Source organism: Capnocytophaga sp. oral taxon 335 str. F0486 (assembly GCF_000277665.1).
GTDB classification, from domain to species: Bacteria; Bacteroidota; Bacteroidia; order Flavobacteriales; family Flavobacteriaceae; genus Capnocytophaga; species Capnocytophaga ochracea.
The window spans coordinates 49,604-65,770 of record NZ_AKFR01000036.1 but is presented as its reverse complement, the minus strand read 5'-3'; the positions used below and the strand labels follow the sequence as shown (position 1 = coordinate 65,770).

Below are 16,167 nucleotides of genomic sequence, written 5' to 3'. Positions count from 1 at the left end.
GTCCCTCTCCCAAGGAGAGGGGGAATGTGGTGACGGAAAGGGAGAATGTGGAGACAGAAAAAAGCGAAGGTATGATGGAAAAGTGTAATAGTAATCATTATTGGGTAGGGTATTTATGAGCTAATTTTACAAATTTGCTTGTTTGCTAATTATCTTCTACCTTTGCACTTTAAACTTGTGAAGACTAATAGCTATGAACATGTGGAACATCATCGTAGAGGGCTTTAATAAAGCTGAGGTTACCAAACACGAAAGTATTTTCAGCCTTGGAAATGGGGCTATGGGAATGCGCGCTAACTTTGAAGAGGACTATACGGGCGATACACTTCAAGGGAGCTACATCGGTGGGGTGTATTACCCCGATAAAACCCGAGTGGGTTGGTGGAAAAACGGCTACCCTGAATACTTTGCCAAAGTGCTCAATGCGCCCAGCTGGATAGGACTACACATCAAAATAGACGGGGAACTATTAGACTTAAATACTTGTTTGGAGGTAAAAAACTTCCGCCGACAACTCAATATGAAAGAGGGTTGGTACGAGCGAAGATTTACGGCTACGCTCCCTAACGGTGTGGAAATTGCTGTAAAAGTGGTGCGTTTGCTCTCGTTGCGTTATGATAAAGTAGGGGCTTTACGTTACGAAATTACACCTTTGAACGGTGATATTTCCTTAGAAATAGAAAGTTACTTAGACAGTGGTATTAAGAATAATGATGCTAACTGGGACGAGCATTTTTGGAATACTTTGGAAATTTATTCGGAAAACAACTGCGCTACTATACTTGCTGAAACTAAAAAGACTGCCTTTAAAGTGCAAACCTTTATGGAAAATCATCTTTTTATAGAAGAAAAAGAACTGAATATCAGTGGAAAAGAAAATAGAAAGGAGAACTATATAGGGTTGTATTACAACTTAGAGGTTAAGAAGAATGATGTTTTTTGTATTGAGAAGTTTGGGGGGTATTTGAGAGATGAAATGGAAAACATCCCCCCTACCCCCCTTCAAAGGGGGAATGTAGGAACAGAGAAAAATATGCCTTTTAAAAGAAACATCCCCCCTATCACATACTCCGCTCTTGCGGACTTCCTTCAAAGGGGGAATGTAGGGACGGAAAAGGTGGGAGACGCACAGGCATTAACATTTGAGGGGTTATTGGAGATGCAGAAAGAAGATTGGGCGACGATATGGGAGACATCGGATATTGTGATTGAAGGTGATGAGAAAGCGCAACAAGGTATCCGGTTTAATATCTTTCAGCTGAACCAAACGTATCAGGGCAAGTATGCCCATTTGAACATAGGACCTAAGGGTTTTACGGGGGAAAAGTACGGTGGTAGTACCTATTGGGATACTGAGGCTTATTGCCTGCCTTTTTATATGGCTACCAAAGGCGCGGAAGTAGCTCGCAATCTGCTGTTGTACCGCTATAAACAGTTGCCACAAGCTATTGAAAACGCCCAGAAACTCGGTTTTACCGGCGGGGCTGCGCTCTACCCTATGGTAACGATGAACGGTGAAGAGTGCCATAATGAATGGGAAATTACCTTTGAAGAAATACACCGCAACGGGGCGATTGCTTTTGCAATTTATAACTATACACGCTATACGGGCGATGAGTCGTACCTGAAAGAATATGGAATGGAAGTGCTTATTGCTATTGCACGTTTTTGGGCACAGAGAGTCAATTTTTCAGAAGAAAAGAAACAGTACGTAATCTTAGGGGTGACAGGACCTAATGAGTACGAAAACAATGTGAATAACAATTTCTATACAAACTATCTTGCCTCTTGGTGTTTGAGTTATGCAACGACTATGGCACTAAAATACAAGAGAGAAAAGCAATGGGTGACTATTAAAGAATTGAAGGAATGGAGTGATATTGTGGAACATATGTACTTGCCTTATAGCGAAAAGTATGATGTATACTTGCAACAAGACGGTTTTTTGGATAAAGACTTGAAACCTGTAAGTACCATTCCTACTGAGGAGCGTCCGCTCAACCAACATTGGTCGTGGGATAGGATATTGCGTTCGCCTTATATCAAACAGGCAGATACGTTACAGGGGTTTTATTTCTTTGAAGAGCGATTTACCAAAGAACAACTCCAAAAGCACTATGAGTTTTATGAGCCTTTCACCGTACACGAATCGTCACTCTCACCTTGTGTGCATAGTGTACTCGCATCAGCCTTAGGGAAGACAGAGGAAGCCTACGCGCTCTACCTACGTACAGCTCGGCTTGATTTGGACGACTACAACAAGGAGGTACACGAAGGGTTACATATCACCTCGATGGCAGGCACGTGGCTCAGCATTGTAGAGGGTTTTGCTGGTATGCGTGTAAAGAACGGTGCACTAACGTTTACGCCTCGCTTGCCTAAACAATGGAAGCGTTTATCGTTTAAAGTGATATTTAGAGGAGAGGTAAAAGAAGTGATTATTTAAATGACAAAAGATTACCTTCTTTATCTATATTTACCTCTCTGCCTTTCTTTATGAGGATATAGTAATAATCTTCCCATTCCTCATTGCTTTTAGTATAGGGTTCAGCCTGTTCGTATTCAAAAGGAATGATTGTATTACCGAGATTATCAATCATTCCCCATTTACCTTTATACTTCACCATTGCCTTTTTACTATCGTTGAAATCATCAGCGTCATCATATACAAAAGGCAATACTACTTTACCTTTAGTATTTAAATAGCCATACTTATTACCTTGTTTAGCGCGAGCCAGACCACCGAAAAAGAGGTCTATTTCGTCATACCAAGGGGTGAGTGTTTCGTTATTAGTACTGAGGAGTTTCTTCTTATCATTGAGTTGTACAATAAAAACACCTTCGGAATACGAAATAAAATTATACTGAGCAGGAATGAGTTCTTCACCCGAAGGGCGTATCACCCCATATAAATTATTAATAGTAACATCATAAAAAGGTATTCCGGCAGAAGGGTAGATATTAATATAATCATACTTCAAAGGAGCTACGACGGTACCTTCGGCATTTACGAGTCCGTATTTATTATCTTTTCTTACCATTGAAATTCCGTTTTGGGACGGATATACCTCATCGTATTTTCTGCGCCAATCGGTATTACAAGCCGTACAGAATAAAGCTAAAGTAATAATAAATAGTCTTTTCATAAGTATATGTATTTTTAATGTTAGTATTTTATTTCTCTTTCTGTAAATCCTACGATATATCCATTGACGAATACAATGCGAGTAACCCAATTACCTTGCTTATCAAAAGTATGTTCAAACTTCTGGTTATTTACGCCGGTAGGAATACCTTTTTTATCATATGTATAATGCATTACATCGGGTTTAGTGTTTCCCTCAGCAATACTGCGTTCCACTACCCTACCCTCACGGTCGTAACGCACTGAGATGCGCATCTCGGTAGGTGGATTTCCTTCGGTTACCATTTTGAGCAAAGTGCGTTGGTTATTTTTATCAAACTCCTGCAATACCTTCGCCTTGCTATTGGGTGTTACTAAGAGACCTTCGGTAGGGTTACCGTTGGCGTCCCACTTGTTAAAAGTATAGGTTTGTGTAGGCGAAGCACTTACCCCTATCACTGTGTGATAAGTTACTAAATGCCCTTGGTTATTATATTCATAGAGTCCTGTAGAACTCTGTATACCTCCGTGAGCCATTCTCAATATTTTCACTTGTAGAGGTTTTTGCTCAGCATTGTAAACATAGTCGTAACGCAAAGTAATACCACTATATTTTTGTTCTAACTGCAAGGTATTTCCTTCTTCATTAAATTCATAATAATTTTCGGTTGCAAGACGTTTTTGTTTAAGATTACCTTGAAAGACGTCATAAGTACGTTCGACAAGAGCTTTTGCTTTACCATTGAGTTCTTTTTCCAAACGTGTAGCTGGAGTATTGATAATTTGTGCCATTCCGATAAAAGGAAATAACAACAGGATTAAAAACTTTTTCATACTGATATATTATTATTTTACGCCGACAAAGGTAATAAATATTTTTAAATAAAGCTATATATTCAATTCATAAATGTTCCACGTGGAACATTTATGAATTGGGAATTGGGAATTGATAATTAAGAACTCATTTGTTTATCTGCTATTTTCTCACTACTTTTGCCGCATACTTTTAATTTATATGAATCGGTTTATAGTAAACAGATATTTAGTACCTAATGGTTTTAGTGGTATTACCCTCTACCCTTTTATATTTACTAATGACCCAAAACTATTGAAAGATGCACAATTCATCAACCACGAACGCATACATTTAGCTCAGCAACGAGAACTCTTGGTGATATTTTTCTATATATGGTATGCTGTAGATTTTATACTGAAATATATTAAGTATAAAGATAAGAAGAGAGCTTACCATAATATCATCTTTGAACGTGAAGCCTACGAGAATGATTACAACCTTGAATATTTGAAGAAGAGAAAACTGTTTGCTTTCTTACGAGGTAAAAGGTAACAAGTAAAAGACAAAAAGTAAGTATATAAGAAATGTTCCACGTGGAACATTATCAATTGATAATTCACAATTGATAATTGACAAGTAGTAACTAACGACTAAACACTAACAACTAATGACAATTAAAGATTACAGCGTATCACAAGAGGATTTTACCCTCGTATATGATTCAGTATTAAAACTTTACCGCACTACTCCCCTACCTAATGACCTTAAAAAATACTATGAGAGTGAGGGTTATATTTCGCATACAGACAGTCGCAAAACACTATTTGATAAACTCTACCAATGGGTAAAAAGTTATAACTTAAAGCACAAAATAAAACTCATCAAACAATACAAAAAAGGAAATGTTCGTCTGCTTGATATAGGTGCAGGTACAGGCGACTTTGTGCGTAGTGGTAAAGAATGTGCACATTGGGAGACTATGGGCATAGAGCCCAGCGAGAAAGCACGTACCAAAGCAAAAGAAAAAGGAGTTTTGTTACAAGCTGATTTTAGTAACCTCCTCCCCCACTCTTTTGATGTGATTACTATGTGGCACGTATTGGAACACGTACCCGATGTAACACAAGAAATACAGCTCATCAGTAACTTACTGAAAGAAGATGGCTTAGCTGTTATAGCTGTACCTAATTATCGTTCGTGGGACGCACAGCACTACGGAGCCTACTGGGCAGCCTATGATGTGCCCCGACATTTATGGCATTTTTCTAAGGATAGTATCGAACAGCTTTTTGCCAAAGAAGGTTTTGAGTTGCTTGCCACCCACCCTATGCTTTTTGATGCCTTCTATGTGAGTATGCTTTCCGAGCAATATAAAACAGGAAAGAAACATTTTCTTAAAGGTCTCATCAACGGAGTACGTTCAAATTATTATGGTTGGAGGAAAGGAGAGTACTCATCGCAGATTTATGTTTTAGGTAAGAAATAAGAGATAAGAATTATAAATTGTCTATTTTTTTATATTTCTGAAGCTAAAAATAGTAAAAACTTAAAATAAGACGTTTTTATAAGACTTCTCAACTATTAACCTATACTTTATTACTTTTTAAAAAATAATACTTAAAACAAGCTGTAATAAAGTCAGTTTTGATAAAGTACACTTATAGAAGATTGTTTCTGATATAGAATAAATTTATATAAGATAAAAGAAGGTAGTAAAATGTTTCACGTGAAACAAGGTGTAATGACTAAAAACAAAAATAAAAAATCCCGAACAGAGATGTTCGGGATTTTTTATTACCGCTGTATTGTACCTACTTTTTCTTTGATACCATATTGGTTATATTTATATACATCATAACCACCATTGTAGTTTTTTTCGTAAGTACCAGATCTTTGTTTGATGCCATATTGATCATAATCATAGACATCGTACCCACCATTATAATTTTTCTCATAGGTTTGCTTTTTTTCAGGAATACCATACTGATTATATTGATAATAATCAGTACTATTACTATAATTATTTTTCTGATAAGTACCTACCTTTTGCTGAATACCATATTGATTATAATTATAATAATCAGTATTATTATTATAATTATTCTGTTGATAAGTACCTACTTTTTGTGGAATACCATATCGATTATACTGATAATAATCAGTACTATTATTATAATTATTTTGCTGGTAAGTACCTACTTTTTGTAGAATGCCATACTGATTATACTGATAATAATCTTGCGAATAACTATATGGTATAAAAAATAATGCTAAAAAAATTAATACTATAGTTTTCATATTGATAGTATTTTTGTTTTTCCTACTCTATAAGATTTTCGGATTCCTCTTTTAGTCAGCTTGTAAACAATTAAAATTACAAGTAATTCGAAGTTAATAAATTAATCATTCTACATAGGCATTGATTATTTTAACTCAATAAGTCCCAAAAATGAAAGATTATAAAAAAACAAAAAAAGCGAGGACTTTTAACCTTTATCTATATACTAAGGAGCCTCTGGTAAAGCTATGACAGTGATACAAATAAAAGAAAAGCCCACGCTATATCAGCGTGAGCGTTCTCGCTTATTTATTCTACCACTGTTTTTGAAAATTTACCAGATTTCCTTAGTATAGAAATATAAGCTAACGCTTTTTATAAACTAAAATTACGGTGCATAATTACTACAAATTATCCATATACACAAATATTTTAACATATATATTTCATATATTTTATATAATTATATAATAACCAGTAAGTTATAATTTTTGCTACTTCTTCATTTAATTCTTCTTGTATGAGGTATTCTCCTCTCTCAATAATAAATTTTAAAACCTCCTCTCTGTCCCTTCTGTGAGGGGAAATGTGTGACGGTCATCATACACGAATATTATACTTTATTCAATATTAATAACTTTTTCCAAAACAAAATTAAAAAATATTTCTTTTACACGTAAAACTTTCTTACTTTTGCCACGTAATTCAAATTAAACATTATAAAAATGAAAAAACTCATCTTAACAGGCGTAGCACTGCTCGCCCTTACTGCTTGTACCGACAAGGTGGCGTTTGTAGATAACTCTAAACTTCTAAACGACTATCAAGAAAAAAAAGACATCGAGGCAAAACTAAAAGGACAAATTAGTACCTACGAACGAAAACGCGACAGTATTTCAATGGCGTTCCAAACTGAAGCGCGTGCTTTCGACGCTCAGGCTAAAACTCTCCCTCAGAACATAGCTCAGAAAAAATACAACGAACTGATGCAAAAAAGCCAAATATTGCAACAACATTTGCAACAAGAGGAACAAAAAATACAAATGGAAAGCCAAACTCAAATGGATTCTTTACTCAGCAAAGTGAAGAAAAATATTAAAGAGTACGGAAAACAAAAAGGTTACACTTTCATTCTTGGTGCTAATGACGGCGGTAGTGTACTCTACGGTACTGAGAAAAAAGATATTACCAAAGAAGTTACTGAATACTTAAATAATCAATACAAAGATAAGAAGTAATAAGGCCACAGACATTAGGCCATAGGCAATAGAAAATAGACTTTGTCAAGAGGTAAAGACCCGCGTGGCTTACAACTTTTGGCAAAGTTTTTTTATACACTATTTGTGCGAGTTGTACTTAATCAGTTAATTGTAATACGTTAGGAAAGAATGCTTGAAGTATCAAAAAAACTCCAAAGACTAACAATATAATGCTAATCGCGCGTTTAATTTTGTAAATATGAAAAGCAGTAAGTCGGTTTTTGAGTTTCTTAGCAATGAGAATTTTAAAGATATCTATCGCAAAGTATACTAAGATAATAGAAGTAAAAAAGACCAATATTCTACTGGCATTCATATCGAGCTTAGGACCAAAAACGATAATAATTCCCAACCAAAAACCTAAAACGCCTATGTTGATAAAATTCAGTAGAAAACCTTTTATAAAGAGGGCTACATAGTTCACTTTTTCAGCTACTTGCAGATAGGCATTCTCTTTGTTATCTATTGTTTTCTTGAAGTCTTTTTTCAGTTTGATGAACGAGATGAGTCCGTAAGCTATCATTATGAGTCCGCCAGCAAAGAAGAGCTTAGGATCGTCCTTAATTTCACGCAACAGACTGCTAGTAGTGAAATAGACAATAAGAATGAAGACTGTATCGGCTAATACTACCCCTGCATTGAAAGCAATAGCTGCCCTAAATCCTTTGGTAATGGCTGTTTCCAGCAATACAAAGAACACAGGACCTATGGTAAAAGCTAACAACAAGCCCAAAGGTAATGCAAGCAATACATCCGCAAACATCTATTTCTACCTAAAATTTGATTAACTGCACAAAAGTACTAAAAAACTGCTGAAACACAAAAAATAAGGGAGAAGTTTTTAATACCTCTCCCCTACTCTATTGGTATTGTGATAATTATTAACTATGGCTTAATAATTTCATTTACTTGTTTTAGAGTTTCTTCATCTTTCAAATCAACCAATTCATCAAGATCTTTAGAAAGATAAAAAGCTCTTACATCAGGTACATAGACCATATAAGTCTTGCAAACAGTTCCACAACCACCAGCTTCAGCACAATCGTAAAGCAGCTTTCCACAACTATAATCTCCATTACAACCCTTTGTCCAATCTCCACCTTTAGCCCCTGTACAAGATACTGTATATGTCTCTTTGTCAGAGCGAGAAGCTTGTTGCTCTTCATATTTACCAGCAACGTCAAAACCTACACCCCAGCTTGATTCAGCAATGATACTTGACAAGAAAGTGATGGTATTGTCATCTTTGTTTAATTTGTATGAGACAAGTAATACTTTCTCATTTGGAACAAAGTCTACTGATTGCTCTGATACAGTTTCGAAGAACTCCTTATAAGTCATTGACTTATTTTGCAAATCTTGCAATGGATCTTGATTTTTATCCTTAGAGCAAGATATAAAGGCTATGCTCAAGCATACCATTAGAAATGAAAATTTAAATATTCTTTTCATAGTGTAAAAATTTAAATTTAACTAAAGACCTTCAACTTTTGATGACACTAATTCATCAATATCAGCTGATATATAAAAAGCCTTAATGTCTGGAATATAAACCATATTAGCTTTACAAACAGTTGCGCATCCTCCTTGATTCAAGCAACTTTTAACTACACCTAAACAACTATATGCTTCACATTTTTTACTCCAGCCTTTATCACAAGTTACAACATAATCATATTTTCCTCCTTCACGAGAAGTTTTAAGTTCATAATGCTTAACTATAGCATCCCAAACTACTTTTTCACTGGGGAAAGCCTCAGTACTTGACAATAAAGTAATAGTCTCATCTTTCGCATTAAATTCGTAAGAGATAAAAAGTACCTTATCTTCTGGAACACTTACTTCTTTTTCTGAAACAGTTTTAAAGAAGTCCTCATAAGTCATTGACTTATTTTGCAAATCTTGCAATGGATCTTGATTTTTATCCTTAGAGCAAGACACTAACGCTACTATAAAACATAGCACAAAAAACGAAATTTTTATTATCCCTTTCATACTAATTCATTCTTTAAATTCATAAAAATATTTCTTTTGCACGTTCTTTTTTATGAAGACAGTAACCCGTAGCTCAGTTAGGGAAAGTTATTTTTAAGGAAAAATTCTCACTATATTTTGTTTATAGAAGAAAACAACAAAATATATCTCCAAAGGAAAGAATATCAATATCAGTCATAGGCATTAGGATTTTATAAGACAAAGGTATATTATATTTTTATAACTTCCAAATATTTTTACAGCTCTTTTACTATCATTCTACAAAATAGCTTATAATTATTTATATATCAATATTTTAAAAATATATTAGTAAATACATATTGTTACTCAATATATTATTAAAAGCATAAAAAAACTTTGCCAAAGGTACGAGCCGTACGGGCAAGAAACTTTGGCAAAGTATGCGATGCAAAAACTGCTTGTCGTGCTACGACTCATTATTCACTTATCAGTTCAAAATCTAATTGCTTTTTCATCAGGTCGGTGTTTTTCACACGTATCATTACTTCATCGCCAAGCTGATAGGTCTTGCCAGTGGCTTGTCCTACCAAGGCATATTGTTGTTCGTCGAAAGTGTAATAATCGTCTTTGATGTCGCGAGCGCGTACCAATCCTTCGCATTTGTTTACGGTAATTTCTACATAAATACCCCATTCGGTTACACCTGAAATCACTCCTGCAAATTGCTGGTTTTTATGCGCTTCCATATATTTCACCTGCATATATTTGATAGAATCACGCTCCGCCGATGCTGCTAAACTCTCCATTTGTGACGAGTGTTTGCATTTGGTTTCATATTCGGCTTCCGGTTGTGAAGGGGCGTTATCTAAATAGAGTTGCAAAAGACGGTGTACCATTACATCGGGATAACGGCGTATAGGCGAAGTAAAATGGGTATAATAGTCGAACGCCAAACCGTAATGTCCTATGTTTTTGGTAGTATAAGTAGCTTTTGCCATTGAACGTATTGCCAAAGTATCGACTAAGTTTTGTTCTTTCTTACCTTTTACTTCTTCTAAGAGATTATTAAGCGAATCGGTAGTGGTTTGGCGGTTGTTCAAGTTCAAGCTATAGCCAAATCTACTAATTACCGCATTGAACTGTTGGAGTTTATCGGCATCGGGTTCATCGTGTACGCGGTATACGAATGTCTTTTTCATTTTGGCTACGTACTCGGCTACCTTTCTGTTAGCCAAGAGCATAAACTCTTCAATTAGTTTGTTGGCTTCCTTGCTTTCTTTGAAATATACTCCTGTAGGGTTGCCATTCTCATCGAGGTCGAATTTCACTTCCACTTTATCAAAAGTAATAGCTCCTAAACGCATACGCTTTCCGCGAAGTTTTTCGGCTAAAGTATTGAGTGTGAGAATAGCCTCTACTACCTCAGCAGGTACTGCACGCTCTTTATCGATAATGGAAGTTTCGGCAGGAATGGTGTACTCCTCCCCTACTTTGGCTTGCTCTATTACTGATTGTGCTTCTTCATAAGCAAACCTAAATGACGAGTGTGTCACAGTGCGTCCTATCCAAATATCTACCACTTCAGCTTTCTTATTCATCTCAAACACTGCCGAAAAGGTGTATTTATCTTCATCGGGGCGGAGTGAACAAGCGAAGTTACAGAGGATTTCGGGTAACATTGGCACTACCCTATCTACCAAATATACTGAAGTAGCGCGGTTATAGGCTTCCTCGTCTAATATAGTGCCTTCTTTCACGTAGTGTGATACATCGGCAATGTGTACGCCAATTTCGTAATTGCCATTTTCTAATACTTTGAATGAGAGTGCATCATCAAAGTCTTTTGCATCGCGAGGGTCGATAGTGAAAGTGAGGGTTTCACGCATATCACGACGACGGGCAATTTCTTCTTCGGTAATGGAAAGGTCTAACTTTTTAGCAAAGGCTTCTACCTCTTCTGGATAGGTATAAGGCAAACCGTATTCAGCTAAGATAGAGTGCATTTCAGTAGTTTGTTCCCCTGGTTTACCGAGTATCTGTTCCACTACCCCCATAGGCGAATCGCTTTTGTCTTTCCAATCTTCAATGCGTACAATCACACGGTCGCCGTCCTGAGCACCATTGAGTTTGTCTTTCAACACAAAGAAATCAGTATACATACGAGCATCAGTAGGGACGACAAAAGCAAAGTTCTTATGCATTTGCACAGTACCTACAAAGCGCACTTTGTTACGTTCTAACACCTTACTAATTTCCCCTTCCATCTTATTGCGATTTCTAAAACGCGGAAATACATACACTTCCACCAAATCGCCGTGGAGGGCTTTGTTTAGAAAATTCTGTGCTACAAAAATGTCGTTATCTAAACCATCAACTATTACATAACCATTGCCACGCGCACTCACATCGAGCGTACCTACATAATAGTGTTGCATAGGAATAGCTTGGTACTTTCCACGGTCGATTTCTACAATGCGTTTTTTCTCTTTCAGTTGTACGAGTTGTTTCACCAGCATATCACGACGTGGTGCATCGGTAATGTGGAGTTTGGCAGCGATTTGCTTGTAGTTAAAGCTCTCTTCGGGGTGTTCTTGTAACACCGAGAAAATCGCTTTGATAAGCTCTTGCTTGTTGCGTTTAGCTAAACTCTTATTCTTTTTAGGTTTCCCTGATTTGCCTTGCTTTTGAGTTTTATTTGTTTTTTTCATATTGCAAAAGTAAATATTTTTGAGTTATTAACAATCACCAAATTATAAATTGAAAAAGATTTCTTTCTAAAAAAAGAAGGGTTATTATTATGATGACGTTCATAAGAGGGATAAAATTAGGCTGAAAAACTTGCTTTTTTCAGTTTAAGAATATTATGATTAGTTATCAACAATAAAAAGTGATTTACGGTTTTTTAAATGAATATTTTAAGCAAAATTGTTGATAACTCTTTTTGATATTATGCACAACTTTTTGTTGAGAACTTTTCACTTAGCAGATTGTTCATAACTGACAAAAAGTAGTGGATATTTTATAAGAAATAAATTTGCTTTTTTCATCTTCATTTTTGTATACACAGAAAACATAAAAGAGCAAATATTTTAGTATTTTTTCTTCCTCAAGTTATACACAATTTAAGAATGAACAATGAACAATACCGATAAGGATAATGAACAACACTTAAATAAAAAAAGTAGGAACGAATATTATCCGTTCCTACTTAAAAAAAATTGAATATCTCCACAATGAACTATACTTCTTCTTGATCTTTCAAGTGCTGAATGTATTGTGCTTTTTGGATTTCGGCTCTTCTGCGTACAGAAGGTTTAGTGAAATGTTGTCTTTCACGTAGTTCACGTACTACACCTGTACGGTCGAATTTGCGTTTATAACGTTTTAAAGCTTTATCGATGCTTTCTCCGTCTTTTAAAGGAATTATTAACATAAAGATACACCCCCTTTCAATTTTCAGGGTGCAAAGATATGAAGTAATTAGCAAACGAGCAAATTTTTTGAGGAGAAAATTTTAGATTTAAGTTTTAAACCTTAGATAAGTCTGGCTTGTTTGACTTGTTTGATAACTAATGGTTGAATACTGTCATCACTTTCAAAAAACCGGTATTCAGGGGAGATTTTCTTAAAGACTTCTTGCAATTGATGAGAATAGAGTAGGGGAGTGCCAAAAGAAATGGCAATGCCGTGAGCGATGAGCTCTTGTGCTACTTTTAAGTTTTTTCTGAAACCGTGCAATATCCATAACTGTTGTGAGCGGGTGCGCTTGCGGAGTTGTATTACCTCGGCATAAGCTTTCACACAGTGAATGATAAGTGGGAGTTCTAAACTTTCGGCTAATTCTATGTGTCTTAAAAAGATTTCTTGTTGTAAGGGTAGGGGAGAGGTAACGTTCTTATCGAGACCACATTCACCTATTGCCCAGCAGTTGAAATGCTGGGCTAAGGGTATGAGTGCGTTCCACTGCGCCTCAAAATCGTTTAAAAACCAAGGGTGAATACCTACTGAGAAAGGTTCGCTGGTATCGGCGGTGAGTGGATACTGATTGCGAATCACCAAAGTATCGGAAGTTGAGTGCTGGGTATGCGAATGAACGTCGAGATACATTGTTTTAAGAGTTAGGAAGCAGTTAGAAATTAAGGATAAGGAGCAGCGAAGAGTAGCGTCCAATACTTACCACTACGAGCAGCACCAACTTCGGTAACTTGGGCATTCATAATATTAGCGCAGTGTAAAGGACTTTCGAGCCAACTTTTCATCGCTTCTTCTTCATTTTGTTGTCCCATAGCTACATTTTCAGCCCACGTAGCCCATTTATAACCAGCGTTAGTAAGTCTCCCTCCAGGATCTTGTCCGTTTTTACTATGATGAGTTAATACGTTGCGTTTAAGCATATCGTCACTATGGGCTTTGGCTACTTTTCCTATTGTTTTATTCCACTTTACAGGAGGTACGGGTTTATAATAATTACTACCACAATTGCAGCCTTTTTGTCGTTGCTGATTGATAAGGGTGAGCATCTTTTCAGAGTTCAAACCTGTGGTCTCACTATCTTGTGATTTACTACATTGTAGCGATAGGAGCGCTAAGAATAAAAAGAATAGTTTTTTCATCATTGATATTTAATATTTTTCTTTGTTTTTTAACTGTTTTAACCAGATTTTGAAAGGTTGTTATATAACACTTTTGGTGCAAAGGTAATAAAAATAGAGCTACTAAGCAAGAAAAAAAATAGAAAAAATTTGCTATGTAATAAAAAAGTTGTACTTTTGTCGCCGGCAAGTCCTACACGACCAGCTCCTGAAAAATCCTCCAGGGTGGGAACACAGCAAAGGTATTCGGTTGTAGCGGTGCGATGTAGGTAGCTTGCCACTTTTTTGTTTAAGGGGTAAGCTATTAGGTTAGTTCATTCCTCTTTGGCGTGCGATTTGTTCATAGGCTTGTTGTACTTGTTTGAACTTTTCTTCGGCGCCTTTTTTTATGGCTTCATCTTCAGTAATCACTCTATCGGGGTGATATTTTTTTGCCATATTTCTGTAAGCTTGTTTTACTTCGGCATCAGTAGCTTGGGGGCTTATACCTAAAATAGCATAAGCATTTTCATTGGGAGTTTGGGTATAGCTATTACTACCATAAGTGTTAGCAAACATTGCTTTGATGCTTATAAAATCACTTTTTTCTATCTGGAAGTAATAGGCTATTTGCTCTATTTGTTGTACTTCGTCTTGGCTTACTACTCCATCGGCTTGAGCGATACCAAAGAGAAAATAGAGGATTTGCAAGCGTGTTTCGTAGGTAGTACGAGCGCGTATGTACATTGCTACTCGGGGAGCTTCTATCTGGCGTCCTTTTATTAGTTCATTAAAACTGCGAAACACGGCATTGGCGCGTTCTTTACCATAAAGGCGTACGAACTGCAAGCGCACGAAATCTAATTCGGCTTGGGTAACACGTCCGTTGGCTTTGATAACTAAGCTACAAAGTGAGAGGAGATTCAGCTCGAATGTAGCGGGTGATATGTTTTGCTGAAATGGCTTGCGAAAGGGCTGCTCGGTGGGTAGCTGTTGGGAAAGTTGTCTAAAAAGCCAAAAGAAAAAAAGAAATATAAGAATAGAGAATAAGCTCATACGATATAAATTTTAATAATGCCAATAATACCAGAAATGCCAATAATACCAATAATTAAATATGAAGCTAATTTACTAATAATATGTGATTTCTCTTTCTACGATATATACTAATTTGCCTTCGGAAAAGCATTTCTTCTCTATCCAATTGCCTTTTTCATCGTATTGATAAGAAAAGGTATAGTTTATTTTCTTTGCTTTATTATGGGTCTTCTTTTCGAAGATTAAGAGCATTTCAGTAGGAAAAGGCTCTTTTTTATAGGTATACACTGTTTCGAGGCTTTTATTCTTTTCGTTGGATTTGGTTATTTGGTGGGTAACGAATCCGTTTTTATTATACTTTGTCTTCTTGGTGTATTTTACTGATTTATCGGGATTGTAGACTTTGGTTTCGAGTTGGTTATCCCTTTTGTCGTACTTATATGAAGAGTAGTTTTTGATACTTTCATCGGTGTTGTAATAAGTAGCATAGGTAGGGTAACTGCGTTTGTTTGTATCACTTGAAAGTACTAAATATTCCTTACCTGTTTTAGGGAAGTAGACAGTTTTCTGCATTTTTTTCTCTTTATCGTCATAAGTAAGGGTGTACTCACGCAATAGAGTATCGGTTTCATCGTATACTTTTAGGTTTGTTTCTCGGTTATTATCGTCGTAAGTTACTTCTGTTTTAAGGTTGAATACATTTCGGTCGGCAAACATAATTTGTTGGACAACATATCCTTGTTCATTGGCTAAGAGAAACAGATTTTCATCGTAATAGAATTTCTTTACAGCTGTTTTTTGAATGCGGTGTTTCTTGTTTTCTTTTACTTGATAAGGAATAACGCGCACGGATTTTACGTTTCCTTTTAAAAAGAGTTCTTTGAGCAAAAATATGTTCTGCCCAAAGGTATTAGTAGCTGTTAGTAGGGCAATGAGAGTATAAATATATTTCATAATAATTTGTTTTATGGGGGCAAAGATAGGAGGTAATTAGCAAATGAGCAAATTTGGGAATGAGATGTGAGGCCTTAGGCCACAGGCCACAGGCCATAGGCAGGGGAAAATGAACAAATTTGGAAATGAGAAAATGAAGAAGAGTCTGGTTAGGAGCTTTCGGGGAGACTCGGGAAAGTGAGCCACACAGA

At 36.1% G+C, this 16,167-nt stretch carries 16 protein-coding genes and 1 other RNA gene; 5 read left to right on the top strand and 12 right to left on the bottom strand.

Translation table 11 applies throughout. From position 1 onward, the window contains the following. Positions 1-193 precede the first annotated feature (193 nt). Positions 194-2,446 carry a glycosyl hydrolase family 65 protein gene (locus HMPREF1320_RS09880; RefSeq protein WP_034554517.1) on the top strand — a complete coding sequence of 751 codons (2,253 nt, stop codon included), beginning with the start codon at positions 194-196 and terminating at the stop codon, positions 2,444-2,446. On the opposite strand, the gene HMPREF1320_RS09875 is transcribed toward HMPREF1320_RS09880, so the two are convergent. Further along, the gene (locus HMPREF1320_RS09875) at positions 2,439-3,146 is read right to left on the bottom strand and encodes a WG repeat-containing protein (RefSeq protein ID WP_009418547.1); all 708 of its coding nucleotides are present in this window, start codon (positions 3,144-3,146) and stop codon (positions 2,439-2,441) included. The two genes, HMPREF1320_RS09880 and HMPREF1320_RS09875, sit on opposite strands and share 8 nt — an antisense overlap. A 20-nt stretch (positions 3,147-3,166) precedes the next feature. After that, the gene (locus HMPREF1320_RS09870; protein WP_009418519.1) at positions 3,167-3,958 is read right to left on the bottom strand and encodes a hypothetical protein; all 792 of its coding nucleotides are present in this window, start codon (positions 3,956-3,958) and stop codon (positions 3,167-3,169) included. 181 nt (positions 3,959-4,139) lie between these two features. Between HMPREF1320_RS09870 and HMPREF1320_RS09865 the strand changes: the two genes are divergently transcribed. Together HMPREF1320_RS09865 and HMPREF1320_RS09860 are read left to right on the top strand one after the other, a co-directional pair. Beyond that, the gene (locus tag HMPREF1320_RS09865) at positions 4,140-4,472 is read left to right on the top strand and encodes a hypothetical protein (protein WP_009418521.1); all 333 of its coding nucleotides are present in this window, start codon (positions 4,140-4,142) and stop codon (positions 4,470-4,472) included. Positions 4,473-4,587: 115 nt separating this feature from the next. Beyond that, positions 4,588-5,406 carry a class I SAM-dependent methyltransferase gene (locus HMPREF1320_RS09860; protein ID WP_009418494.1) on the top strand — a complete coding sequence of 273 codons (819 nt, stop codon included), beginning with the start codon at positions 4,588-4,590 and terminating at the stop codon, positions 5,404-5,406. Between the two features lie 308 nt (positions 5,407-5,714). Here the strand turns inward: HMPREF1320_RS09860 and HMPREF1320_RS09855 are convergent, their stop codons facing one another. Beyond that, positions 5,715-6,218: a hypothetical protein gene (locus HMPREF1320_RS09855; RefSeq protein WP_009418495.1), complete on the bottom strand. Its 504-nt coding sequence runs from the start codon at positions 6,216-6,218 to the stop codon at positions 5,715-5,717. 705 nt (positions 6,219-6,923) lie between these two features. On the opposite strand from HMPREF1320_RS09855, the gene HMPREF1320_RS09850 reads away from it, so the two are divergent. Beyond that, positions 6,924-7,436, top strand: coding sequence for an OmpH family outer membrane protein (locus tag HMPREF1320_RS09850; protein WP_009418522.1), 513 nt, complete (start codon positions 6,924-6,926; stop codon positions 7,434-7,436). A 118-nt stretch (positions 7,437-7,554) separates the two neighbouring features. On the opposite strand, the gene HMPREF1320_RS09845 is transcribed toward HMPREF1320_RS09850, so the two are convergent. The 7 genes from HMPREF1320_RS09845 to HMPREF1320_RS09815 form a co-directional block, all read right to left on the bottom strand. Continuing rightward, positions 7,555-8,220: a LysE family translocator gene (locus HMPREF1320_RS09845; protein WP_009418550.1), complete on the bottom strand. Its 666-nt coding sequence runs from the start codon at positions 8,218-8,220 to the stop codon at positions 7,555-7,557. 122 nt (positions 8,221-8,342) lie between these two features. Then, the gene (locus tag HMPREF1320_RS09840) at positions 8,343-8,909 is read right to left on the bottom strand and encodes a hypothetical protein (RefSeq protein ID WP_034554514.1); all 567 of its coding nucleotides are present in this window, start codon (positions 8,907-8,909) and stop codon (positions 8,343-8,345) included. Positions 8,910-8,930: 21 nt separating this feature from the next. Then, positions 8,931-9,452, bottom strand: coding sequence for a hypothetical protein (locus tag HMPREF1320_RS09835; protein WP_009418549.1), 522 nt, complete (start codon positions 9,450-9,452; stop codon positions 8,931-8,933). A gap of 437 nt (positions 9,453-9,889) precedes the next feature. Next, positions 9,890-12,121 carry a ribonuclease R gene (gene rnr, locus HMPREF1320_RS09830; RefSeq protein WP_009418502.1) on the bottom strand — a complete coding sequence of 744 codons (2,232 nt, stop codon included), beginning with the start codon at positions 12,119-12,121 and terminating at the stop codon, positions 9,890-9,892. A 530-nt stretch (positions 12,122-12,651) separates the two neighbouring features. Then, the gene (gene rpsU / locus HMPREF1320_RS09825; protein WP_002674401.1) at positions 12,652-12,846 is read right to left on the bottom strand and encodes a 30S ribosomal protein S21; all 195 of its coding nucleotides are present in this window, start codon (positions 12,844-12,846) and stop codon (positions 12,652-12,654) included. A 101-nt stretch (positions 12,847-12,947) separates the two neighbouring features. Then, positions 12,948-13,520, bottom strand: a complete 573-nt coding sequence (locus tag HMPREF1320_RS09820; protein ID WP_009418507.1) for a TatD family hydrolase — start codon at positions 13,518-13,520, stop codon at positions 12,948-12,950. A gap of 29 nt (positions 13,521-13,549) precedes the next feature. Then, positions 13,550-14,029, bottom strand: a complete 480-nt coding sequence (locus HMPREF1320_RS09815) for a CAP domain-containing protein (protein ID WP_009418530.1) — start codon at positions 14,027-14,029, stop codon at positions 13,550-13,552. Between the two features lie 160 nt (positions 14,030-14,189). On the opposite strand from HMPREF1320_RS09815, the gene ffs reads away from it, so the two are divergent. Beyond that, positions 14,190-14,288: signal recognition particle sRNA small type (gene ffs, locus HMPREF1320_RS10815), an RNA gene on the top strand. 26 nt (positions 14,289-14,314) lie between these two features. On the opposite strand, the gene HMPREF1320_RS09810 is transcribed toward ffs, so the two are convergent. Continuing rightward, positions 14,315-15,040 carry a molecular chaperone DjiA gene (locus HMPREF1320_RS09810; protein WP_009418508.1) on the bottom strand — a complete coding sequence of 242 codons (726 nt, stop codon included), beginning with the start codon at positions 15,038-15,040 and terminating at the stop codon, positions 14,315-14,317. A 75-nt stretch (positions 15,041-15,115) separates the two neighbouring features. Continuing rightward, the gene (locus HMPREF1320_RS09805) at positions 15,116-15,976 is read right to left on the bottom strand and encodes a hypothetical protein (protein ID WP_009418515.1); all 861 of its coding nucleotides are present in this window, start codon (positions 15,974-15,976) and stop codon (positions 15,116-15,118) included. Positions 15,977-16,167 lie beyond the last annotated feature (191 nt).